Here is a 22,083-nt window from a genome sequence, read left to right on the forward strand (position 1 = left end):
GCGTAGCCTCATGCAAACCGAACTCGCTCCCGAATTCCAGGGCACCGCCGACGGCCGCGAAGCCGAGGCGATCCTGCGCAAGTGCGTGCACTGCGGTTTCTGCACCGCCACCTGCCCGACCTACCAGCTGCTCGGCGACGAGCTCGACGGCCCGCGCGGACGCATCTACCTGATCAAGCAGGTGCTCGAAGGCAAAGCGCCGACGCGCAGCACGCAGCTGCATCTGGACCGCTGCCTCACCTGCCGCAACTGCGAAAGCACCTGCCCGAGCGGCGTGCAATACGGCCACCTGGTCGACATCGGCCGCAAGATCGTCGACGAGAAGGTGCCGCGTCCGGCCATGGAAAGCGCGCTGCGCTGGACCTTGAAGGAGGCGCTGCCTTCGCCGCTCTTCGGCCCCGCGATGAAGCTGGGCCAGTCGGTGCGCGGCCTGCTGCCGGCCAAGCTCCGGGCCAAGGTGCCGGCGCCTCAACCGGCGGGCGTTTGGCCCATGCGCACGCATGCGCGCAAGATGCTGATGCTGGCCGGCTGCGTGCAGCCCTCGATGGCGCCCAACATCAACAGCGCCACGGCGCGCGTGCTCGACGCGGCCGGCATCGAGGCCGTGATCGCGCCCACCGCGGGCTGCTGCGGTGCGGTGAAGTTCCATCTCAACGACCACGACGGCGGCAAGGCCCAGATGCGCGCCAATATCGATGCCTGGTGGCCCTACGTCGAAGGCGGCGTGGTGGAGGCGATCGTGATGAACGCCTCGGGCTGCGGCGTCACCGTGCGCGAGTACGGCCACATCCTGCGCGAGGACCCGGCCTATGCAGCGAAGGCCGAACGCGTCAGCGCGCTCACGCGCGACCTGAGCGAGCTCTTGCCCGAACTCGTGCCGCTGTTGAAAGAGCGCGTCAACGCGCCGTCCGGCGTCGTCGCCTACCACCCGCCATGCACGCTCCAGCATGGACAGAAGCTGCGCGGCGGCGTCGAAGCGAACCTGCGCGCACTGGGCTTCGACGTGCAGATCGCGATGAACGAATCGCACCTGTGCTGCGGCTCGGCCGGCACCTACTCGGTACTGCAGCCCGAACTGGCCTACCCGCTGCGCGACCGCAAGCTTGGCCACCTGAACCAGTTGAAACCCGAGACCATCGTCTCGGCCAACATCGGCTGCATCACGCATCTGCAAAGCGGCAGCGAGATCCCGGTGCGGCACTGGGTGGAACTGCTCGACGAGGCGCTTTCGGCGGCTTGATCGCACACGCCGAGGGGCTGTGGTCCGACCCGCCGGCGCACCGCTGGGCGCGACCATCTCCCATCGTTCATTTCGGGAGCTTGTCGATGCATACCTCCTTCCAATCCCTTCTTCTGCGCGGCGCCGTCGTCTGCGCGTGTGCCGCTGCGCCATGGATGGCGCAAGCCCAGTCCGTGGACGCCACGGCCATGCCGGCCATGAAGGTGCAGGGCAGCGCGCGCTTCGCGTGCGGCGGCATCGGCTCGGACGAATCCACGGCGATGCGCGCGGCGATGAAGGACCATCCGCTGTCGCTGCTGTTCGCGCGCGCGGACGGTGCCTACCTGGCCGAGATCGCGGTGACGATCAAGGATGCCAATGGCGCGACGGCGCTCGCGATGCGCGCGTCGGGGCCGGTGTGCCTGATCGACCTTCCCGCCGGCCGCTACACCGTCGAGGCAGCCACCGAAGGCATGACGAAGAGCCAGACCGTAACGCTCGGCCGCGGTTCGAAGACCGCCGACTTCCGATTCTGACGGTGCCCGGCGCTCAGGCCGTCAGTGCCGACTCGATGTCGCGCGTCATCGAGGCCGGCGTGTCGAGCGGCGCGTAGCGCTTGATCACCCGCCCGTCCTTGCCGACCAGGAACTTGGTGAAGTTCCATTTGATCGCGGTGCTGCCCAAGAGGCCCGGCGCTTCCTTGGTGAGCCATTTGTAGAGTGGCGTGGCACCGGAACCGTTGACCTCGATCTTCTCCATCATCGGAAAGCTCACGCCGTAGTTCTGGACGCAGAAGGCGCCGATCTCCTCGTTGCTGCCCGGGTCCTGGTTGCCGAACTGGTTGGAGGGGAAACCGAGCACCGCGAGGCCCTTGTCGGCGTACTTTTCGTGCAGCGCTTCGAGCCCCTCGAACTGCGGGGTGAAGCCGCACTTGCTGGCCGTGTTGACGATCAGCAGCACCTTGCCCTTGTACTTGGAGAGCGGCACGGCCTTGCCGTCGATCTGCCGGGCCTCGAAGTCGTAAACGCTGGTCATGGCATGTCCTTCAGGAGGGAAGTGCGTCGATCATCCTCGCCGTTGGGCGTTCGCGCAAACGACGACCACAGCGCCGCCAGCACGATCAACCCACCGCCGATCCAGATGCGGGTGTCCATGGTGCCCGCGCCGAGCGCCACCGACGAGACGCTCGCGAACAGCACTTCCGACAGCATGATGACCGCAGTGGCGCTGGCCGTGAGGCGCGCGGCGCCGTACTGCAGGCAGAAGTTGGCGAAGACGAAGCCCGCACCCAGCAAAGCGGCCCAGCCCAGCCAGCCGGGCGCGGCCGCGAGCGGCGGCGGCGCCGCGATGGCGCCGAGCGCGGTGCCGGCCAGCGCGGTCGCGCCGGCCACCAGCGCACAGCCGCCGAACACGGCAAGCGCGCGCGATTCGGCGCCTGCTGCGCGCAGCCGGCGCAGCAGGATATTGGTCACCGAGAAGCTGAAGCCTGCCGCGACGCCGAGCCAGTCCGCGAGGCTTGCGGGCACCGGCCAGTCGACCTCGGGCGTCTTGAGCACCACCGCCACGCCCACCAGCGCCAGCGCCACGCGCGCGAGCACCGCGGGCGTCGGGCGCTCGCCGAGAAAGATCCAGGCCAGCAGCACGCTCCATAGCGGCATCAGATAGAAAAGCAGCACCACGCGCACCACATCGCCCGCTGTCACCGCCCAGTTAAAGCACAGGTTGGTGAGGCCGGCTGCCAGCCCGAGCAGCACCAGGGCCGGATGCACGTAGAAAGCCTGCCACGCATGCCGGCGCAGCCACCCCATCGCCACGAAGATCAGCGCATAGATCAGTGCCGTGGCCCAGACCGGATGCAGGCCGTGGGATTCGATCTGGCGGAAGGGGAACCAGGAAACGCCCCACACGAAGGCGTTGAAGACGAGCGCGAGTGCCGGCAAAACAGTCAGGCCCGGTCAGGTCAATGGTGTTTGTCGCTGCGTGCGATGGCGAGGAGGTGCTCGACCTCCTCGGGGTATTGACGCAGGTTGTTCTTGTGCCAGCGCTTGATGAGCCACATGAAGCCGGCCACCACGAGCCCGAAGGCGGTGATGGCCCAGTAGGCCGAGAGGCCGAAGCCGGTGCAGGCGCTATAGAACGCGCCGAGGATCAGAATGCTGGCGTTCTCGTTGAAGTTCTGCACCGCGATCGAACGGCCGGCGCCCATCAGGTTATGGCCGCGGTGCTGCAGCAGCGCATTCATGGGCACCACCAGGAAGCCCCCGAGTCCGCCCAGCAGAATCAGGAACGGCACTGCCACCCAGAGGTTGCCAATGGCGTTCATCCCGATCAGCAACAGGCCCATGCTGATGCCCAGCGGGATCACGCGGGTCGCCATGTCGAGCCGCATGCGAAGAGAAGCGACGATCGCGCCGATCGCGGTGCCGATCGCGACCACGCCGGTCAACGCGGAGGCTTGCGCCGTGTTGTAGCCAAGCGCCAGCGAGGCCCAGGCCAGCACGATGTACTTGAGATTGCCGCCCGCACCCCAGAACAAGGTTGTCGTCGACAGCGAGATCTGGCCGAGCTTGTCGCGCCAGAGCCGCGAGTTGCAGTGCCAGAAATCGGGCAAGAGCGCGGCCAGATTGCGCACGAAGCCGTGCTGCGGATTGGCGCGCAGCGGCCGCATCTCGACGCCGGTGTGGGGGATGCGGGTGTTGAACCAGGCGGCCAGCATGTAGACGAAGATCAGTGCCGCGATCGCGGCCTCGGGTGCCGTGTCGATGCCGGTGTCCACCACGGGCAGGTCGATCGCGAGCAGCTGGGTCGACAGCGCATGGCCCACCAGCTGCCCGCCGAGCACGATGCCCAGGATGATCGAGGCGATGGTCAGGCCCTCGATCCAGCCGTTGGCCTTGACCAGTTGGGAGGCCGGCAGCAGCTCGGTCAGGATGCCGTACTTGGCCGGCGAATAGGCTGCGGCGCCCAAGCCGACGACTGCATAGGCCAGCAGCGGATGCGTGCCGAACAGCATCATCAGGCAGCCCACCACCTTGATCGCGTTGCTGATGAACATGACCCGGCCCTTGGGCAAGGCATCGGCGAAGGCACCGACCAGCGGCGCCAGCGCGACATAGAAGATGGTGAAGATCGGCACCAGCGCCGCGCGCTGCCACTCGGGCGCGCCGTTGCTCCGCATGAGTTCCACCGCTGCAACGAAAAGCGCGTTGTCGGCCAGCGACGAAAAGAACTGGGCCGACATGATGGTGTAGAAACCGCGCTTCATCGATGGGCTGGCTGGCCAGAGAATGGGGCTGCTGGCGATAGTGGAAAAAGGCCGCGGTACTGGCGGAATGCGCGGTTATAGCATGGGGGTGCAGTGTCAAAATGACGCCACACGCCGGGTTTTGCGGCGTGGTCGTGCGAATGTTTTCAGCTCAGCCATCGGGTTCATCGTGCCTCGTCCCATCCTCGCCACCATCCATACCGCGGCCTTGCGCCACAACCTCGATCGCGCCCGCCGCTCGGCGCTCGAAGCCCGCGTCTGGGCCGTCGTCAAGGCCAATGCCTACGGGCACGGCATCGAGCGCGTGTTCGACGCCTTTCGCGGCGCCGACGGCTTCGCGCTGCTCGACCTGGCCGAGGCCGAACGCGTGCGCGCGCTCGGTTGGCGCGGGCCGGTGCTGCTGCTCGAAGGCGTGTTCGAGCCGCGCGACCTCGAACTCTGCTCGCGGCTCGATCTCTGGCACACGGTGCACTGCGACGCGCAGATCGACATGCTGGCCGCCCACAAGACGCAGGTGCCGCAGCGCGTGTTCCTGAAGATGAATTCGGGCATGAACCGGCTGGGCTTCACGCCGGAGCGCTTCCGCTCGGCCTGGACGCGCCTGAACGCGCTGCCGCAGGTCGACGAGATCTCCTTGATGACGCACTTCAGCGATGCCGACGGCAGCCGCGGCATCGAGCACCAGATCGAGGTGTTCGAGCGCACCACCCAGGACCTGCCGGGCGAACGCTCGATCGCCAACAGCGCCGCCACGCTGCGCCACGCGGCCGCCACGCGCGCCGACTGGGTGCGCCCCGGCATCCTGCTCTACGGCAGCGCGCCCGATTTTCCCGAACACGACGCGGCGCACTGGCAGCTGCAGCCGGCGATGACGCTTTCCACGCGGCTGATCTCGGTGCAGACCCTGAAGGCCGGCGACACCATCGGCTACGGCTCCCGCTTCACGGCCGACGGGCCGCTCAACGTCGGCGTGGCCGCGGTCGGCTATGCCGACGGCTATCCGCGCCACTGCGACACCGGCACGCCGGTGCTGGTGAACGGCGTGCGCACGCGCATGGTGGGCCGCGTCAGCATGGACATGATCACCGTCGATCTCACGCCGGTGCCGGATGCCGCTCTCGGCAGCGAGGTCACGCTCTGGGGCCGCGCCTCGAACGGCACGCTGCTGCCCATCGACGAGGTCGCGCAGGCCGCCGGCACGGTCGGCTACGAGCTCATGTGCGCCGTCGCGCCGCGGGTGCCAGTGGCTGTCGATTGAAGATCCTTTCCAACTGGCGCTCGGTACGCCTCTGGGAAACGCAGGTCGAGCGCGACCTGCATCGCAACTACCACCTTCGCACCCACGGCCTCCTGATCGGCAGCTTCACGCTGCTCCTGATGTGGCTGGTCTCGTACCTTCAGATGCGCGCCGGTGTCGAGTCGCTGGCGCTGCGCTATTTCGTGACGCTCGGCGTCGGCTACCTGGGCTACCTGCTGGTGCTGCGCTGGTGGGCGGCGATGCTGGTGCGGCAGAACAAGCAGCTCAACCTCGATGTGCCGGACCCCGGCATCGGCGACTGGCCTTCGGGGCAGAGCGAGATGGCCGATCTCGATGCGGGCGGCGTCGGCGACTTGGCCGGCGGCGCGCTCGAGGCCGCGGCCGGGGCCGACGAGGGCGCGGTCATCGTGGTGCCGGTGGTCGCGATCTTCCTGATCGGGGTGGCGATCGTGTTCGGTGCCGGCGCGCTGGCGCTGCTCTACTTCGGCTCGGAGGCGCTGCTCGCGGTGGCGATCGAAGTCGCCTTCTCCTATGTGTCGGCCCGTGCCGCGGTGCGTGTGGCCCGCGAGGGCTGGCTCACGGCGGCGGTGCGGCTGACCTGGAAGCCGCTGCTCGGCGCCTTGTTCTGCGCCGTGGTGCTGGGCGCGGTGCTGGACCGCTTCATGCCGCAGGTGAACTCGCTGCCCGAGGCGGTGCGCGCGCTGCTCAAGAAAGGCTGAGGCAGCGCCTCAGCTCAATAGAGGCCGAGCTGCCGCGCGCGCAGGCGCGCCAGGCCCAGCAGTGCGTCGGTGAAGGGCGTTTCCACCTTGGCGAGCTGCCCCAGCTCGCGCACCACCGACACCAGCGCATCGAGCTCGACCGCACGGCCGGCCTCGACGTCCTGCAGCATCGAGGTCTTGAAGGCGCCCAGCTTGCGCGTGACCGCGTGCCGGTCTTCGGGGCTCTCGGCGATCGGGATGCCGATGCGCGCGCCGATCTCCTTGGCCTCGAGCATGATGGTCGAGATGAAGCCGCGCACCAGATCGTCGCCGAGGATCAGGTCGGTGGTGGCGCCCGTGATCGCGCTGATCGGGTTGACCGTCATGTTGCCCCAGAGCTTGTACCAGACGTCCTTCTGGATCTGCGCGGAGAGACGGGCCTCGAAGCCCGCCTGCTTCAGCAGCGCCTCGAGCCGCGTCGCGCGCGGCGTCGCCTCGCCCGAGGGCTCGCCGATGATCAGCCCGTTGCCGAAGTGATGCCGCACCACGCCGGGCGCATCGAGCGAACAGCTCGCATGTACCACGCAGCCGATCACGTGCTGCGCGGGAATCGCCTCGCCGATCTTTCCGCCCGGGTCCACGGCCTGCAATCGCGTACCGGCCAGGCTGCCGCCGAAGCCGCCCTGCAGGAACCACCAGGGCACGCCGTTCATCGCGGTCAACACGATGGTGTCGGGGCCGAGCAGCGGCGCGATCTGCGCTGCCACGGCCTGCAGCGCCGGCGCCTTGACGGCAATCACCACCAGGTCCTGCTCGCCCAGCGTCGCGGGGTCGGCCACCGCATTCACCGGCACGCGCGTGCGCTGCTCGCCGCGCATCACGAAGAGCCCGTCGCGCTGCAGCGCTTCGAGCGTCGCGCCGCGCGCGACCACGTTGAGCCGGTTGCCCGCCTGCGCGAGGCCGGCGCCGATCCATCCGCCGATCGCGCCGGCGCCGTAGATGCAGACTTTCATGGTTCAGTGCTTGTAGGAATCGTCGATGCGGTCGACCTGGCGCACCAGCGCGTCGAACACGTCCTGCCCGCCGCCGTGCTTGGGATTGAACTGCAGCGCGTCGCGCGTGCACTTGCGCGCGATGTCTTCCGGCACCGGAATCGCCGCGCCCATGGAGAAGGTCGCCATCTGGATCTCGCAGGCGCGCTGCAGGGTCCAGAGAATCGCAAACGTCTGCGGCAGCGTCTGGCCCCAGGCCAGCAGACCGTGGTTGCGCAGGATCACGGCCGGCTTGTTGCCGATGCTCTTCAGGAGCCGCGGCCCTTCGTCGGCATGGATCGTGATGCCCTCGAAGTTGTGGTACGCCACCATGCCGTGCAACTGCGCGGTGTAGAAGTTGGTCTGCGCGAGGCCGCCCTGCAGGCAGGCCACGGCCACGCCGGCTGTGGTGTGCGTGTGCATCACGCAGTGGGCATCGGGCAGGCCGTCGTGGATCGCGGCATGCACCGTGAAGCCGGCCGGGTTGACCGGATGCGGCGAGCCGTCGAGCACCTTGCCCTGCAGATCGATCTTGACCAGGTTGCCGGCCGTGACCTCGCTGTAGTGCAGGCCGAAGGGATTGATCAGGAACTGCTTGTGGCCACCCGTCACGCTGTCGGGCAGCCGCACCGTGATGTGGTTGTAGATCATCTCGGTCCAGCCCAGCATCGCGAACACGCGGTAGCAGGCGGCGAGCTGCAGGCGCGCCTCCTGTTCGTCGGGATGGATGGCGGAGCGGGCCGGCGTGGCCGGCGCAGCGAGATGGGAGTTCATAAGCAGTTCCTTTTCATGTCTAGCCTTCAGCGGTGAAGCCGACCTGCTTGACGATCGGCGCCCACTTGGCGGTGTCTTTCTTGATCAGCTCGGTCAGCTCTGCGGGCGTCGAGGACATGGCTTCGAGGCCGAAGGTCGACAGGCCGTCGATCACTTCCTTGGTGGCCAGCGCCGTCTTCATCGCGCCGTTCAGGCGTGCCACCACTTCGGGCGATGCCTTGGCGGGCAGAAAGAACGCGAACCACTCGCTGTGCGCCATGTCCTTGATGCCCTGCTCGCCGAAGGTCGGCACCTCGGGCGCGAAGCGGCTGCGCTTGCTGCCCGAGACGCCGAGGATGCGCACCTTGCCCGTCGGCAGGTGCTGCGAGATGTCGCCGATCGGTCCCGACACGGCGGAGATGTTGCCGCCCAGCAGGTCGAGCATCGCCGGCTGGGTGCCGCGGTAGGCCGCATGCTTGAGTTCCACGCCGGCGCTCTTGCCCAGCAGCGCGCCGATGAAGTGCGGTGTCGAACCGGCGGCCGGCGAGCCGTAGTTGGCGCCGGTCGGATTGGCCTTGGCCCAGGCGAGGAACTCCGGCACCGTCTTCACGCTGGCCGGCACGGCCGGGCCGACCGCGAAGCCGAAGTCGAAGATGCAGGCGACCGTCACCGGCGTCAGGTCGACGAGCGGCTCGTATGGCAGCTTCTTGTAGATGTGCGGGTAGATGGTGAGGATCGAGGTCGGCGTCTGCAGGATGGTCGCGCCGTCGGCCGGCTGGCTCTTGACGTAGGTCACGGCGATCTGGCCGCCGGCGCCGGTGCGGTTCTCGACCACGGCCGCGTTGGCGTAGCCCGGCGCCAGCTTGGTGGCGACGCGGCGGCACAGCGTGTCGGAAGTGCCGCCGGCGGCAAAGCCGGTGATGAGCTTGGTGGTCTCGATCTGCTGCTGCGCGAAGGCTTGCTGGCCGATGCCCGCGAGCAGTGCCGAGGCGCCGGTGGTTTGCAGCAGGTGGCGGCGGGTGAAATTCATGGTGGCGATGTCTCCAGGGTGAGTGGCGCCTCGGGGTTGGGGCGCACGGTGAGCGCGTATTCTTCCAGCAAGCCGCCGCGCCGCAGCTCCGCGTTTACCTCCAATCAGTAGGTCTTGCTCGCCGGCAGCGCCTGCGCGTTGTCCTTGAAGCGCGAGGCGAGCGCACTGGTGCTGCGCGCCAGCAGATTGGTGTCGAGGCCGACGGCGACGAAGAGGGCGCCGAGTTCGAGGTACTTGCGCGCCTGCGCCTCGTCGGGCGTCAGGATGCCGGCGGCCTTGCCGGCGCGGTTGATGCGCGCGATCGCATCCTCGATCGCCGCCTGCACCTCGGGGTGGTTCGGATTGCCGACGTGACCCAGCGATGCCGAGAGGTCCGCTGGGCCGATGAAGACGCCGTCGATGCCGTCCACGGCCGCGATGGCATCCAGGTTGGCCAGCGCCTCGCGCGTCTCGGCCTGCACCAGCAGGCAGACCTGCTCGTTGGCTTCCTTGGCATAGGCCGGGTAGCGGCCCCAGCGCGAAGCGCGCGCACCGCCCATGCCGCGGATGCCGTGCGGCGGATAGCGCATCGCGCGCGCGATCGCCTGCGCCTGCTCGGGCGTGTCGACCATCGGCACCAGGATGGTTTGCAGGCCGAGGTCCAGGTACTGCTTGATCAGCGCCGTGCCGACGTCGCCATGGCCGACCGGCACGCGCGCGATCGCGTTGGCGCCGGGGTAGGCGGCGATCGCCTGCGCCTGCTGCAGCACGCTGCGCAGGCCGTTGGGCGAATGCTCGCCGTCGATCAAGAGCCAGTCGAAGCCGGCGCCGGCGCAGATCTCGGCGCAGTAGGCATCGGCGAGGCCGAGCCAGAGGCCGATTTGCACGCGCTTCTCGGCGAGGGCTTGCTTGAAGGGGTTCGTGGGGGTTTGCATGGTCGGCTTTCAGGTGAAGCGGAACGAGATCGAGCCCAGGGGGCCGTAGTCCGCATGGAAGGTATCTCCGGGCAGTCCGGTGGTCGGACGCGTGAACGAGCCGCCGAGCACCACCTCGCCGGGCTCCAGGCATTCGCCCCAGGGCGCGAGCTTGTTGGCGAGCCAGGCCACGCCGGTGGCCGGGTGGTTGAGCACGGCGGCGGCCACGCCCGATTCCTCGATCACGCCGTTCTTGTAGAGCAGGGCGCTGACCCAGCGCAGGTCGACCGCGTCGGGCTTGACCGGCCGTCCGCCGGTCACGATGCCGGCGTTGGCCGCGTTGTCGGCGATGGTGTCGAAGACGCGGCGCGGCGCCTTGGTCTCGCGGTCGAACTGCTCGATGCGCGCATCGATGATCTCGATCGCCGGCACCACGTAGTCGGTGGCCGCGAGCACGTCGAAGATGCTCACGTGCGGCCCCTGCAGCCGCCTGCCGAGCACGAAGGCCAGCTCGACCTCGATGCGCGGCGCGATGAAGCGCGTGAACGGGATGTCGCCGCCCTGCTCGAAGAACATGTCGTCCAAGAGCGTGCCGTAGTCGGGCTCGGTGATCTGGCTGGACAGCTGCATCGCGCGCGAGGTGAGGCCGATCTTGTGGCCCTTGACCACGCGTCCTTCGGTCAGCTTGGTCTTCACCCATTCGCGCGAGATCGCGTAGCCGTCCTCGACCGTCATCTCGGGAAAGCGCCGGGAGAAGTGCCGCAGCTGCACGCGCGACTTCTCGCTTTCGTGCAGCTCGGCGGCGAGCTGCTGGATGATCTTCTTGTCGAGCATGCGTGGCGGCTATTTGTTGAAGAGAGGATGCAGGTTGCCGCACTTGCCGTCGTAGACCTGGCCGGGCGCTTCGTCGATCTGCAGCGTGATGCCGACGTGCCGCTTCGCGAGCAGCGGCTCGAAATGCGTCTTCACCTTTTCCAGCAAGGCGTCGCCGATGCGCTTCTTCACTGCTTCGCTGCGTCCCACCGCCATGCGCACGTTGAGGTAGACGAAGGCGTAGTCGCCCTTGCCGTCGGCCACCGCATGGTGCGCGGCCGGAAAGGCCAGCACGCGCGTGCCGCCGGTCGGATAGACCTGCCGGCCCTCGTCGTCGCGCTGCTCCAGCATGGCGTCGGCCATCGTGCGGCACAGCGCCGTCATGTCGGTCTCGCGCTCGATGTTTGGGGTGTAGAGGATCACCAGATGCGGCATCTTTATTTTCCTCAGGCGGTGGCCGGTGCAGGCAGCGGCGTGACCGGAAAGATCGCATTGATCTGCCCCGTCCCCGAGCTGCCGAAATAAGGCGTGACGATCTCCACCGGCGCCGTGTAGCGGTCCCAGCCCAGCAGGCCGAGCAGCATGGCCGTGTCGTGCATGTCGCCTTCGCCCCAGCACTTGTCGGCATACATCGGCAGCATGCCGACGAAGGTCTTCCATTCACCGGCTTCCCAGAGCTGGACCACGCGGCGGTCGACCTGCTCGAGGAAAGGATCGTAGACCTTGTGCATGAACTCGGGCGCGCGGCCGTTGTCGGCGAAATGATGCGACAGCGAGCCGCTGGCGAACACCGCCACCGTGCCCTCGTAGCGTTCCTCGATGGCGCGCCGCACCGCGAGGCCGAAGCGGCCGGATTCGTGCAGGTCGTGCCAGTCGCACCAGCCGCTGATGCTGATCACCTTGTAGTGCTGGTCGGCGTTCATGTAGCGCATCGGCACCAGCGTGCCGTATTCGAGTTCGAGCGTGGTGTCGCTGTGGGCGCGGCTCTTCACGCCCATCTCGTTGGCCACGTCGGCGATCAGATGGCCCAGCGCCGGGTTGCCCGGGTAGGCATAGGGCATGTTCTTGATGAAGTGCGGCAGCTCGTTGCTGGTGTAGGTGCCGCCGAACTGCGGGCCGCAGTTGATGTGATATTCGCTGTTGACCTGCCAGTGCACGTCGAAGACCACGATGGTGTCCACGCCCAGTTCGCGGCAGCGGCGGTCGATTTCCTTGTGGCCGTTGATCGCCGCCTCGCGGCAGCCGAAGTTCGGGCCGGGGAATTCCGACAGGTACATCGACGGCACATGCGTGATCTTGGCTGCGAGTGCGAGCGTGCCCATGGTCAGACTCCCCAGTGAGGGATGTGATGCGAACCCAGCGACACGGCCACATTCTTCGGTTCGCAGAAGACCTCGTAGCTCCAGGTGCCGCCTTCGCGCCCGGTGCCCGAGGCCTTGGTGCCGCCGAAGGGCTGGCGCAGGTCTCTGACGTTCTGGCTGTTGACGAAGCACATGCCGGCTTCGACCGCGGCCGCGACGCGGTGCGCGCGGCCGATGTTCTCGGTCCAGACGTAGCTGCTCAATCCATATTGGATGTCGTTGGCCAGGCGGATCGCATCGGCCTCGTCCTTGAAGGGAATGAGGCAGGCGACGGGGCCGAAGATCTCTTCCTGCGCGATCTTCATGCGGTTGTCGACGTCGGCGAAGACGGTGGGCATCACATAGTTGCCTTTCTTCACGCGGTCCGGCAGTTGCGGCGCTTCGAGCCCGCCGCACAAAAGCGTCGCACCTTCCTTCGGGCCGAGCTCGATGTAGCTGCGCACCTTGGCCAGGTGGGCCTGCGAGATCATCGGCCCGACGATGGTCGCTTCATGAAGCGGATCGCCGACCGCGATGCGCTTCGCGCGCTCGGCGAACCTGGCGGCGAAGTCGGCATAGATCGACTGCTGCACCAGGATGCGCGAACCGGCCGTGCAGCGCTCGCCGTTGTTGCTGAAGATCATGAACACGGCCGCGTCGAGCGCGCGCTCGAGGTTCGCGTCCTCGAAGACCACGAAGGGGCTCTTGCCGCCGAGCTCCATGCTGAACTTCTTCAGGCCCGCACTCTTGACGATGCGGTTGCCCGTGGCCGTGGAGCCGGTGAAGGAGATGGCGCGCACATCCGGATGCGCCACCAGCGGCTCGCCCGCGTCCTTGCCGTAGCCGTGCACCAGGTTCAGCACACCGGGCGGGATGCCGGCCTCGAGCGCCAGCTCGCCGAGCCGCGCGGCCGTGAGCGGCGAGAGCTCGCTCATCTTCAACACCGCGGTGTTGCCGAAGGCCAGGCAGGGTGCGACCTTCCAGGTGGCGGTCATGAAGGGCACGTTCCACGGCGATATCAGCGCGCACACGCCGACCGGATGGAACAGCGTGTAGTTGAGGTGTGTCTCGGTCGGGTAGGTGTGGCCGTCGACGCGCGTGCACATCTCGGCGAAGTAGTAGAAGTTGTCGGCCGCGCGCGGCACCAGCTGCTTGCCGGTCTGCGCGATGACCTGGCCGCAGTCGTCGGTCTCGGTGCGCGCGAGCTCGGGCACGTGGGCGGCGATCAGGTCGCCCAGCCTGCGGATCAGCTTGGCGCGCTGCGGCGCGGGCATGCCGGCCCATTTGGGAAAGGCTTCCTTGGCGGCCGCGACGGCCGCGTTCACTTCGGCTTCGCCGCCCGCGGCGACCTCGGCCAACACCTCCTGCGTGGCCGGGTTGACGGTCTGGAAGTAGTCGCGGCCGGCGACCGGCTTGCCGTCGATGAGGTGGTCGATCTTCATGAGGGTCCTAGTCCAGCTTGATGTCGCGTGCCTTGATCAGCGCGTGCCACTTCTTGCGCTCCGCCTCGGTGTAGCGGGTCATCGCGGCCGCGTCGGCGGGGGTTGCATCCCATCCGGCGTCGAAGAGCTTCTGCCGCACGCCGGCGTCGCTCACCGCCTTCTGCAGCTCGGCGCCGAGCCGGGCCTGCACGTCCTTGGGCGTGGCCGCCGGCGCGACGAGGCCTTGCCAGGCATAGGCCTCGACGCCCGCGTAGCCGAGCTCTTTCGCCGTCGGCACGTTGGGCAGTTGCGGCATGCGTTCGGCCGACAGGGCGATCAGCGGCGTGATCTTGCCGGCCTTGACCGCGCTGACGCCGCTGGGCAGGTCGAGCACGATCAGCGGCACCTGCCCGGCCATCAGGTCCTGCATGGCCGGCGCGCCGCCCTTGTAGGGCACGTGGAGCAGGGAGACGCCCGCCTCGCGCTGGAACAGCTCGAGCGCGAGGTGGTGCGGGCTGCCGTTGCCGGGCGTTCCGATGCTGTACTTGCCCGGCGAGCGCTTGAGCTCGGCGAGCAGCGCCTTGGCGTCGGCGAAGCCGGCATTGGGGCCGGCCGTGATGATCAGCGCCGAGCGGCCCATCATGGCGAGCAGCGCAAAGTCCTTCTCGGGGTCGTAGGGCAGCTTCTTGTAGAGCGCGGGGTTGTAGACCAGCACGCCGTTGTCGGCCGAGAACACGGTGTAGCCGTCGGCCGGTGCGCGGGCCACGTGCTCGGACGCGATGATGGCGCCGGCGCCCGGACGGTTGTCGACCAGTACTGGCTGGCCGAGCTGCTGCGACAACTGGGCGCCGGCGGTGCGCGCGAGGAAATCGGTGCCTCCGCCGGCCGGGTAGCCGACCACCCAGCGCACGGGCTTGTTCGGATAGGGCTGCGCTGCAGCGCCGGCGGCGAAGACGGAAGCGCCCAATGCCACCAGGGCCGTCGCCAGCCAGGACTTCTTGACCATGTCGTCTCCTTCGTGATGTGTTCTGGGCGATGCGGGCTCAGGCCGCACCGATGGTGTTGGAGAGCGCGCCGATGCGCTCGATCTCGGTCACGACCACGTCGCCGGGCTGGCAGTCGACCACGCCGTCGGGCGTGCCCGTGAGGATCAGGTCGCCGGGCGAGAGCGTCATGAAGCTCGAGAAATATTCGATGAGGAAGGGCGCGTCGAAGATCATGTCCTTCGTGTTGCCCGACTGCGTGAGCTTGCCGTTGACGGTGGTCTTGAGTGCGAGCGCCATCGGGTCGGGCACGTCCTTCGCGTCCACGAGCCAGGGGCCGATCGGCGTGCAGGTGTCGCGGTTCTTCACGCGCAGGTTGGGGCGGTACCAGTTCTCGAGGTAGTCGCGGATCGCATAGTCGTTGGCCACCGTGTAGCCGCCGATGAAGTCGTAGGCGTCGCCCTGCCGCACCTTGCGCGCGGTCTTGCCGACCACGATCACCAGCTCGCATTCGTAGTGCATGAACGAGACGCCGGCCGGGCGGTAGGTGACCTGGCGATGGCCCGTGAGCGTGCTCTCTCCCTTGACGAAGACCAGCGGCTCCTCGGGCGCCTTGAACGCCAGTTCCTTCGCATGGTCGGCGTAGTTGAGGCCGAGCGCGAGGATGGTGCGCGGCCGCGGCGTGGGCGCGAGGGGCGGCAGCCACATCACCTCGTCGAAGCCGACCGCGCGGCCGTCGACGAGCAGCAGGCGGCCGTCGCGCTCGGTCGCCTCGTGCTCCGCGCCTTCGAAGGTGACGCGCGCGTGCTTCATGGCTGTTCTCCCGCCAGCGTGTTGACCAAGGTTTCGAAACCCGGCGCGCTGATCTCGATGCGGTCGCCGAGGCGCGCCAGCGGACGGCCGGCATCGCAGCCGAGCATCAGCACGTCGCCGTGTGCCAGCGTCATGAAGGCGCCGACCTCGGACAGCAGTTGCGCCGCGCTGCGCACCGTCTGCGAGAAATCCACCGACTGGCGCAGTTCGCCGTTGATGCGCACTTCGAGACTGAACTGCGCCGGGTCGGCGACCTCCTGCGCATCGCGCATGGCAGGCCCGATACCGAGGAAGCCGTCCACGCACTTGAACTTGACGGGCGGGCGGAAGAAGCTCGCATGCGGGATCGACAGGTCGTTCATCAGCACGAAGCCTTCGACGTCGCTGTCGGCGCCGATGACCATGCCGATGGTGGCGCCGACTTCGACCTCGGGCACCTTGGCCGGCACGGTGATGGCGCTGCCATGCGGACTCCAGGTGTTGGCCGTCTTCACGTAGAGCACGGGCGCTTGCGGCGGCGCCTTGTAGGGCGGCTGGCTCATCTGCGGCGCCAGCGCCTCGACTTCGGCGCGGAAGTTGAGCAGCACGCCGTAGACCGTGCCGGTGGGCATGAAGCTCATGGCTGCTCCAGTTCGATCACTTCGTCCAGCAGCACGTAGAGCTGCGACAGCTTCTGCTTGCCGAGGGACTTTTCCATCCAGTCGTAGTGCGCCTCGATCGCGCGCGAGAGCTTGCTCACCATGCGCGTGCCCTTGGCCGTGGCCTCGACCACGGTGCGGCGCTGGTCCGCCGGATCGCGCTCGCGACGGATCAGGCCGTCGCGCTCCATGCGCGAGAGCACGCCGGTCAGGCTGGGGCCGAGGATGAAGGCCTCGCGTGCGACGCGGCCGGTCTCGACCACGCCGAGCTCGCCAAGCACGCGCAGCACGCGCCATTGCTGATCGCTCAGGCCATGCTCGCGCAGGCTGGGCCGCGTGTGCGCCATGACGGCTTCGCGCGCCTGAAGCAGCAGGCGCGGCAGATTGCGGTGGACAAAGGGGGTGCTCATGAAGGTCTTGATTATTTAACATGTTAAATTAATTGCAAGTGCCTTCCGGGCGGGCTTCGGCGGGGTTTTCCCTGAGCCGGGCTGGCGCCCTCCCTACACTCGGGCGATGGCCAAGGAAAAAACCCTCTTCGTCTGCTCCGAATGCGGCGGCACCAGCCCCAAGTGGCTCGGCCGCTGCCCCAGCTGCGGCGCCTGGAACACGCTGATCGAACAGGTGGCCGGCCCCGCGGGCGGCAGCGCCAACAACCGCTTCGGCGCGCAGTTCGCGGCGCTCGCCGGCTCGGCCGAGCTGGCCACGCTGTCCGAAATCGAGGCCACCGACATCGAGCGCACGCCCACCGGGCTCGACGAGCTCGACCGCGTGCTGGGCGGCGGCATCGTCGACGGCGGCGTCACGCTGATCGGTGGTGACCCGGGCATCGGCAAGTCGACGCTCTTGCTGCAGGCGGTCGACGCGCTGCAGCGCGCCGGCCGCAACGCGATCTACGTCACCGGCGAGGAGAGCGGCGCGCAGGTGGCGCTGCGCTCGCGGCGGTTGGGCCTCCCGCAATCGCAGGTGCAGGTGCTGGCCGAGATCCAGCTCGAAAAGATCCTCGCCACGCTCGACGCCACGCGGCCCGCGATCGCGGTGATCGACTCGATCCAGACCGTCTACTCCGACCAGCTGACCTCGGCGCCGGGTTCGGTGGCGCAGGTGCGCGAGTGCGCGGCGCACCTCACGCGCTTCGCCAAGGCCAGCGGCACGGCGGTGGTGCTGGTGGGCCACGTGACCAAGGAGGGCGCGCTGGCCGGCCCGCGCGTGCTGGAGCACATGGTCGACACGGTGCTCTACTTCGAAGGCGACACGCACTCGAGCTTTCGGCTGGTGCGCGCCATCAAGAACCGCTTCGGCGCGGTCAACGAGATCGGCGTGTTCGCGATGACCGAGCGCGGCCTGAAAGGCGTGACCAACCCGAGCGCGATCTTCCTGAGCCAGCACGCCGAACCGGTGCCCGGCAGCGTGGTGCTGGTCACGCTCGAAGGCACGCGGCCGATGCTGGTCGAGATCCAGGCGCTGGTCGACAACGGCGGGCCGAGTCCGCGGCGCCTGTCGGTCGGGCTCGACCGCGACCGGCTCGCAATGCTGCTCGCGGTGCTGCACCGCCATGCGGGCGTTGCTTGCATGGACCAGGACGTGTTCGTCAATGCGGTCGGCGGCGTGCGCATCAGCGAGCCGGCGGCCGACCTGGCCGTGATGCTCGCCATCACCTCCAGCCTGCGCGGCAAGCCCTTGCCCAAGGGCTTCATCGCCTTCGGCGAAGTCGGCCTCGCCGGCGAGGTGCGGCCGGCGCCGCGCGGCCAGGAGCGCCTGCGCGAGGCCGCCAAGCTGGGCTTCAGCGTAGCGGTGGTGCCCAAGGCCAACGCGCCGCGCAAGGGCGCGAAGGAGATCGAGGGGCTGACCATCCACCCGGTGGACCGCATCGAGGAAGCCATGGACGTGGTGCGGCAGCTGCACTAGCCCGGGGCGTGACAATACCGCTCATGAATTTCGGCAAAGTCCTCGTTCCGCTCGCCGGCCTCGTGCTGCTCGGCCTCGCCTATCGCGCCTATGGATGGGCCGGCGTCGCGCTCGCGGGCGGCGCCATCGTCATGTTCCTGCTGATGCATTTCAACCGCACCATGCAGGTCCTGAAACGCGCCGCCGACCGGCCCATCGGCACGGTCGCCAGCGCGGTGATGCTCAACGCCAAGCTCAAGCCCAAGGCGACCCTGCTGCACGTGATCGCGATGACGCGCGCGCTCGGCGAGCAGCGTTCGCCCAAGGACGCGCAGCCAGAAGTTTTCCGCTGGACCGACGGCGGCGGCTCCTGGGTCGATGCCACCTTCGCGAACGGCAAGCTGAGCGAGTGGAAGCTGGTGCGGCCCGAGGTGCCGGACGAAGACGCGTCGCAGCAGGCCGACGCGCCGAGCGCCGACGCCGTCAAGCCCGGCGCGCTGCGGCCGCCGTTTTAGGGCCTGTTAACAGGCCCTAAAACGGCGCCGATTCGTCGGCGAGCTCTTCGGCCTTGGACTCTGCCGGCGCAGGCGCCGCATCGGCCGCCGCCCCGCCCAGCTTCATCTCCCCGCCCAGCGCCTCGATCAGCTCCGGCACCAGCTGGCCGAGCTCGCCGGTCGCGATCGCGGCGTCGGCATCGAAGTTGTCTTCCTTGCCCGAGGCCGGCGCATCGTCGAGCGTGCCTTCGAGGAACACGATCTTGCGCAGCTGCAGCCCCTCGGTCAGCTCGAAGGACACGCGGTCGTCCCAGGTCATCGCGAGCCGGGTCGGCCGCTTGCCGTCGGCGATATGCTGGCGCACCTCCTCGATGTCCAGCGGGTGCTTGGCATAGCGCACCACGGCCTTCGACTCGTCGCTGGCCTTGAGCTCGCACTCGCGGTCGATGGTGAAGCCGGCCGGCGGCTCCTGGGTCGAGAGCCAGTCCGACATGGCGGCAGCCGGCTCCACCTGCGTGTTGATTTGCGCAACGGCAAAGCCTTCCAGCGCCTTCACCAGGCTGGTCACCACCTCGTCGGCGCGCGCGACATTGCTCGCATTGACCACCAGCCGGCGGGCCGCCGGGTCGATCCACACCGCGATGCGCGCGTGGCGTGTGAAGGCCAGCGGCAGCAGCTCGTGCGTGACGTCTTCCTTGAGCTCCTTCTTTTCCTTCTTGCCCGGCTTGCGCCCGGTGGTGGCCTCGATCTGCGCGGCCCGCTCCTCGACCTTGCGGCGCACCACCGAGGCCGGCAGCGCCTTGCTTTCGATCATGTATTCGAGCAGCCACTGGCCGCCGATGGATTCGACCAGCGGGCCGTGCTCTTCGCCGCGGGGCTCAACCCAGCCGGCGGATTTTTCCTGCGAGGGGCTGCAGGGGACGAAACGCAGCGGGTCGAGGGCCTGCTCGACCTGGCCGTGCGACTGCGACCACGATGCTTCGATGCGGTAGACGATGACGTTTTTGAAGACGGACACTGAAACGAACCCTTTTCTGGCTGACTGATTGGCAAAGCCGTGCATTGTCGGCGGGACGAAGTCGGTCGTCGCCGTAAAATCGCAAGCTTTTGCGACATACCCCCTTCCCCAAAGGACAAAGAACATGAGCGCGCTCCCCGCACTGGACGATCGTGACGGCAAGATCTGGATGGACGGTGATCTCGTGGACTGGCGCGACGCCAAGATCCACGTGCTGAGCCACACGCTGCACTACGGCTGCGGCGCTTTCGAGGGGGTACGGGCCTACAAGACGGTCAACGGCACCGCGATCTTTCGCCTGGCCGAGCACACCGAGCGCCTGTTCAACAGCGCCAAGATCCTGCGCATGAAGATCCCGTTTTCGCCCGAGCAGCTGAACGAGGCGCAAAAGCAGGTGGTGCGCGAGAACAAGCTCGAGAGCTGCTACCTGCGCCCGCTGGTGTGGATCGGCTCCGAGAAGCTCGGCGTCAGCCCCAAGGGCAACCGCATCCACGCCATGGTCGCGGCCTGGGCCTGGGGCGCCTACCTCGGCGACGAAGGCATGAAGCGCGGCATCCGCGTCAAGACCTCGAGCTACACGCGCCACCACGTCAACATCACGATGACGCAGGCCAAGGCGGTCAGCAACTACAGCAACTCGATCCTCGCCAACATGGAGGCGCTGGACGACGGCTACGACGAGGCCCTGCTGCTCGACGCGAGCGGCTTCGTCTCCGAGGGCGCGGGCGAGAACATCTTCGTGGTCAAGGGCGGCGTGGTCTACACGCCCGATCTGTCGGCCGGCGCGCTCAACGGCATCACGCGCAACACCATCCTGCACATCTGCAAGGATCTAGGCATCGAGGTGGTGCAGAAGCGCATCACGCGCGATGAGGTCTACATCGCCGAGGAAGCCTTCTTCACCGGCACCGCGGCCGAGGTGACGCCGATCCGCGAGCTCGACCGCATCGAGATCGGCATCGGCTCGCGCGGTCCCGTCACCGAGAAGATCCAGAGCGCCTTCTTCGACATCGTGAACGGCCGCAATCCCAAATACGCCCACTGGCTCACGAAGGTCTGACGACAATGTCCAATGCTGTGATCGAACTGCTGGCCACGGACCTGAACCACCAGGGCGGCGTGTTCTGCCCGAACCCCAAGGCCGACATGAAGCTGTGGAGCGCGCACCCCAAGGTGTATCTCGACGTGGCGCGCAGCGGCGAGGCCAAGTGCCCTTATTGCGGCACGGTCTACCGGCTCAAAGCGGGCGAGGCTGTGGCGCATCGCCACTGAGGACGGGTGGGCTCCGGCGCGGTATCAATCCGCGCCATGAATCCCCCGGCTCCTGCGCGAGCCGCAGGTAGATCGTCGCCACCCACAGCAGGCTGAGTCCGATCTGCGCATCGCGCAGCGCCGAATTGGCGTTGGTGGCGATCAGGAGGATCAGCTGCGCGACGAAGGCATAGCGCCCGATCAGGTCGTCGCGCCGCCAGGCCAGCCAGATGCCGGTCAGGATGATGAGGAGCAGGCTCAGCGCGCCCGGAATGCCGGTCTGCGAACCCATCCACAGGAAGTCGTTGTGCGGCATGTTGTAGTCGGCCAGGAGCTTGGGGCCGCGCAGGTGCCACTGCTCGGTCCAGCCGCCGATGCCCCAGCCCGCGAACGGGCGGTCGACGATCATGCGCCCCGTGTCGCGGTACATGTAGTAGCGCACCACCCAGCTGCCTTCGGACACCGCGCCGCCTTGCGCCGCTTCGATCTCGTGCACGCCGAGCTCGAACTTGCGCTGTACCGCCGGTGAACTCCACAGGCCTGCGGCCACGAGGGCCCCGCCCAGGATCATCGCGAGCATGAGCACGCCGAGCCTTCGCCGCCACTGGTGCAGGCAAGCGGCCGGAATGACCAGCAGCATCGCCAGCAGCGAGGTGCGGGAATCCAGCTTGAAAAAGATGATCATCACCACGGCCAGCGTGATCGCGAATGCGGGTACGGCCTGCCAGCGATGGCGTTCCGACAGTGCGGCGAGCCCGAACACGGCCGCCGTCGCACCCACGACGGTGAACAGCAGGGCGTTGCTGATGGACTTGTTGCCAACCGGCATCACCACGCCGCGCCAGGCTTCCACGATCTGGAAGCCGAACGCGTGGTGCGCCGCGATGATCGCGATGTTCACCAGCGCCATCAGCAAGAAGCCCCGCAGCGCCCACAGGGCTTCCTCGCGCGTGAGGGCGAGCGCCATCAGCAGCGTGGCCGCGATGCGCAGCCCGTGCACCAGGTTCGACGGCGTTTGCGGGTAGTAGGGCCCGAGCGCCAGCACCACCAGCGTCCACACCACGTAGACGATGACCGGCCACCACATCGGGTTGCTGCGCAGGCGGACGGCGCGTTCGCGCCAGTCGCCGGCCGCCAGCAGCGCGACGAGCAGCAGGAAGAAAGCGAGGTAGGGGACGCCGACCGGCATGAACACCGTCAGCCCCCAGAACATGGCTGCGGGGCGGACGATTTGCGATCTCTGCATGGGGGCGGATTTTAGGTGCCGCCGCCGCACCG

The 22,083-nt window shown here is 67.9% G+C and carries 25 protein-coding genes; 8 read left to right on the top strand and 17 right to left on the bottom strand.

The window, feature by feature from the left end; genetic code table 11:
• The first annotated feature begins 10 nt into the window (after positions 1–10).
• Positions 11–1,240, top strand: coding sequence for a glycolate oxidase subunit GlcF (gene glcF, locus ACSQ9A_RS01635; protein ID WP_436302457.1), 1,230 nt, complete (start codon positions 11–13; stop codon positions 1,238–1,240).
• Positions 1,241–1,326: 86 nt separating this feature from the next.
• Positions 1,327–1,755 carry a carboxypeptidase regulatory-like domain-containing protein gene (locus ACSQ9A_RS01640; RefSeq protein ID WP_436292351.1) on the top strand — a complete coding sequence of 143 codons (429 nt, stop codon included), beginning with the start codon at positions 1,327–1,329 and terminating at the stop codon, positions 1,753–1,755.
• A 13-nt stretch (positions 1,756–1,768) separates the two neighbouring features.
• Here ACSQ9A_RS01640 and ACSQ9A_RS01645 read toward each other — a convergent pair whose 3' ends face one another.
• The 3 genes from ACSQ9A_RS01645 to lplT are packed head-to-tail and all read right to left on the bottom strand — an operon-like array spanning position 1,769 to position 4,484.
• Complete coding sequence (locus tag ACSQ9A_RS01645; RefSeq protein WP_093104318.1) at positions 1,769–2,254, bottom strand: glutathione peroxidase; 486 nt, start codon at positions 2,252–2,254, stop codon at positions 1,769–1,771.
• Positions 2,251–3,159, bottom strand: a complete 909-nt coding sequence (locus ACSQ9A_RS01650; protein WP_436302458.1) for a DMT family transporter — start codon at positions 3,157–3,159, stop codon at positions 2,251–2,253. Before ACSQ9A_RS01650 ends, ACSQ9A_RS01645 begins: the two co-directional genes overlap by 4 nt.
• Before the next feature lie 20 nt (positions 3,160–3,179).
• Positions 3,180–4,484, bottom strand: a complete 1,305-nt coding sequence (gene lplT, locus ACSQ9A_RS01655) for a lysophospholipid transporter LplT (protein WP_093104315.1) — start codon at positions 4,482–4,484, stop codon at positions 3,180–3,182.
• 169 nt (positions 4,485–4,653) lie between these two features.
• Here lplT and alr point away from each other — a divergent pair, with 169 nt between their 5' ends.
• On the top strand, positions 4,654–5,742 hold the full coding sequence (alr, locus tag ACSQ9A_RS01660) for an alanine racemase (protein WP_436302459.1): 1,089 nt from the start codon (positions 4,654–4,656) through the stop codon (positions 5,740–5,742).
• Positions 5,739–6,461, top strand: a complete 723-nt coding sequence (locus ACSQ9A_RS01665; protein WP_436302460.1) for a hypothetical protein — start codon at positions 5,739–5,741, stop codon at positions 6,459–6,461. The genes alr and ACSQ9A_RS01665 overlap by 4 nt, the downstream gene beginning before the upstream one ends.
• A gap of 14 nt (positions 6,462–6,475) precedes the next feature.
• Here ACSQ9A_RS01665 and ACSQ9A_RS01670 read toward each other — a convergent pair whose 3' ends face one another.
• The 12 genes from ACSQ9A_RS01670 to hpaR form a co-directional block, all read right to left on the bottom strand.
• Positions 6,476–7,453, bottom strand: a complete 978-nt coding sequence (locus ACSQ9A_RS01670; protein ID WP_093104312.1) for a 2-dehydropantoate 2-reductase — start codon at positions 7,451–7,453, stop codon at positions 6,476–6,478.
• A 3-nt stretch (positions 7,454–7,456) separates the two neighbouring features.
• Positions 7,457–8,245 (bottom strand): class II aldolase/adducin family protein, encoded by a 789-nt coding sequence (locus tag ACSQ9A_RS01675; RefSeq protein ID WP_436302461.1) that lies wholly within the window; start codon positions 8,243–8,245, stop codon positions 7,457–7,459.
• Between the two features lie 19 nt (positions 8,246–8,264).
• Positions 8,265–9,254 (bottom strand): Bug family tripartite tricarboxylate transporter substrate binding protein, encoded by a 990-nt coding sequence (locus tag ACSQ9A_RS01680; RefSeq protein WP_436302462.1) that lies wholly within the window; start codon positions 9,252–9,254, stop codon positions 8,265–8,267.
• A gap of 104 nt (positions 9,255–9,358) precedes the next feature.
• Entirely contained in the window at positions 9,359–10,168 is an 810-nt protein-coding gene (locus ACSQ9A_RS01685) for an aldolase/citrate lyase family protein (protein WP_436302463.1), read from the bottom strand.
• A gap of 9 nt (positions 10,169–10,177) precedes the next feature.
• The gene (gene hpaH / locus ACSQ9A_RS01690; RefSeq protein ID WP_436302464.1) at positions 10,178–10,981 is read right to left on the bottom strand and encodes a 2-oxo-hept-4-ene-1,7-dioate hydratase; all 804 of its coding nucleotides are present in this window, start codon (positions 10,979–10,981) and stop codon (positions 10,178–10,180) included.
• A gap of 9 nt (positions 10,982–10,990) precedes the next feature.
• Positions 10,991–11,395, bottom strand: a complete 405-nt coding sequence (locus tag ACSQ9A_RS01695; protein WP_436302465.1) for a 5-carboxymethyl-2-hydroxymuconate Delta-isomerase — start codon at positions 11,393–11,395, stop codon at positions 10,991–10,993.
• Positions 11,396–11,406: 11 nt separating this feature from the next.
• Positions 11,407–12,282, bottom strand: coding sequence for a 3,4-dihydroxyphenylacetate 2,3-dioxygenase (hpaD, locus tag ACSQ9A_RS01700; protein WP_170855536.1), 876 nt, complete (start codon positions 12,280–12,282; stop codon positions 11,407–11,409).
• Positions 12,283–12,284: 2 nt separating this feature from the next.
• Entirely contained in the window at positions 12,285–13,742 is a 1,458-nt protein-coding gene (hpaE, locus tag ACSQ9A_RS01705; RefSeq protein WP_436302466.1) for a 5-carboxymethyl-2-hydroxymuconate semialdehyde dehydrogenase, read from the bottom strand.
• 7 nt (positions 13,743–13,749) lie between these two features.
• Positions 13,750–14,727 carry a Bug family tripartite tricarboxylate transporter substrate binding protein gene (locus ACSQ9A_RS01710; protein ID WP_436302467.1) on the bottom strand — a complete coding sequence of 326 codons (978 nt, stop codon included), beginning with the start codon at positions 14,725–14,727 and terminating at the stop codon, positions 13,750–13,752.
• Positions 14,728–14,764: 37 nt separating this feature from the next.
• Positions 14,765–15,517: a fumarylacetoacetate hydrolase family protein gene (locus ACSQ9A_RS01715; RefSeq protein ID WP_436302468.1), complete on the bottom strand. Its 753-nt coding sequence runs from the start codon at positions 15,515–15,517 to the stop codon at positions 14,765–14,767.
• The gene (locus tag ACSQ9A_RS01720; protein WP_436302469.1) at positions 15,514–16,137 is read right to left on the bottom strand and encodes a fumarylacetoacetate hydrolase family protein; all 624 of its coding nucleotides are present in this window, start codon (positions 16,135–16,137) and stop codon (positions 15,514–15,516) included. Before ACSQ9A_RS01720 ends, ACSQ9A_RS01715 begins: the two co-directional genes overlap by 4 nt.
• Positions 16,134–16,565 (bottom strand): homoprotocatechuate degradation operon regulator HpaR, encoded by a 432-nt coding sequence (gene hpaR, locus ACSQ9A_RS01725; RefSeq protein ID WP_093104296.1) that lies wholly within the window; start codon positions 16,563–16,565, stop codon positions 16,134–16,136. The genes ACSQ9A_RS01720 and hpaR overlap by 4 nt, the downstream gene beginning before the upstream one ends.
• Positions 16,566–16,671: 106 nt before the next feature.
• On the opposite strand from hpaR, the gene radA reads away from it, so the two are divergent.
• Together radA and ACSQ9A_RS01735 are read left to right on the top strand one after the other, a co-directional pair.
• Positions 16,672–18,063 (top strand): DNA repair protein RadA, encoded by a 1,392-nt coding sequence (gene radA, locus ACSQ9A_RS01730; protein WP_436292361.1) that lies wholly within the window; start codon positions 16,672–16,674, stop codon positions 18,061–18,063.
• A gap of 23 nt (positions 18,064–18,086) precedes the next feature.
• On the top strand, positions 18,087–18,557 hold the full coding sequence (locus ACSQ9A_RS01735) for a glycerate kinase (RefSeq protein WP_436302470.1): 471 nt from the start codon (positions 18,087–18,089) through the stop codon (positions 18,555–18,557).
• 16 nt (positions 18,558–18,573) lie between these two features.
• Here the strand turns inward: ACSQ9A_RS01735 and ACSQ9A_RS01740 are convergent, their stop codons facing one another.
• Complete coding sequence (locus tag ACSQ9A_RS01740; RefSeq protein WP_436302471.1) at positions 18,574–19,554, bottom strand: recombination-associated protein RdgC; 981 nt, start codon at positions 19,552–19,554, stop codon at positions 18,574–18,576.
• A 124-nt stretch (positions 19,555–19,678) separates the two neighbouring features.
• Between ACSQ9A_RS01740 and ACSQ9A_RS01745 the strand changes: the two genes are divergently transcribed.
• On the top strand, positions 19,679–20,614 hold the full coding sequence (locus tag ACSQ9A_RS01745) for a branched-chain amino acid transaminase (RefSeq protein ID WP_093104290.1): 936 nt from the start codon (positions 19,679–19,681) through the stop codon (positions 20,612–20,614).
• A gap of 5 nt (positions 20,615–20,619) precedes the next feature.
• Complete coding sequence (locus tag ACSQ9A_RS01750) at positions 20,620–20,826, top strand: zinc-finger domain-containing protein (RefSeq protein WP_093104289.1); 207 nt, start codon at positions 20,620–20,622, stop codon at positions 20,824–20,826.
• Here the strand turns inward: ACSQ9A_RS01750 and ACSQ9A_RS01755 are convergent.
• Positions 20,792–22,051 carry an O-antigen ligase family protein gene (locus tag ACSQ9A_RS01755; protein ID WP_436302472.1) on the bottom strand — a complete coding sequence of 420 codons (1,260 nt, stop codon included), beginning with the start codon at positions 22,049–22,051 and terminating at the stop codon, positions 20,792–20,794. The genes ACSQ9A_RS01750 and ACSQ9A_RS01755 overlap by 35 nt on opposite strands.
• Positions 22,052–22,083 lie beyond the last annotated feature (32 nt).

Source organism: Variovorax sp. LjRoot290 (assembly GCF_964253985.1).
Lineage (GTDB): Bacteria > Pseudomonadota > Gammaproteobacteria > Burkholderiales > Burkholderiaceae_C > Variovorax.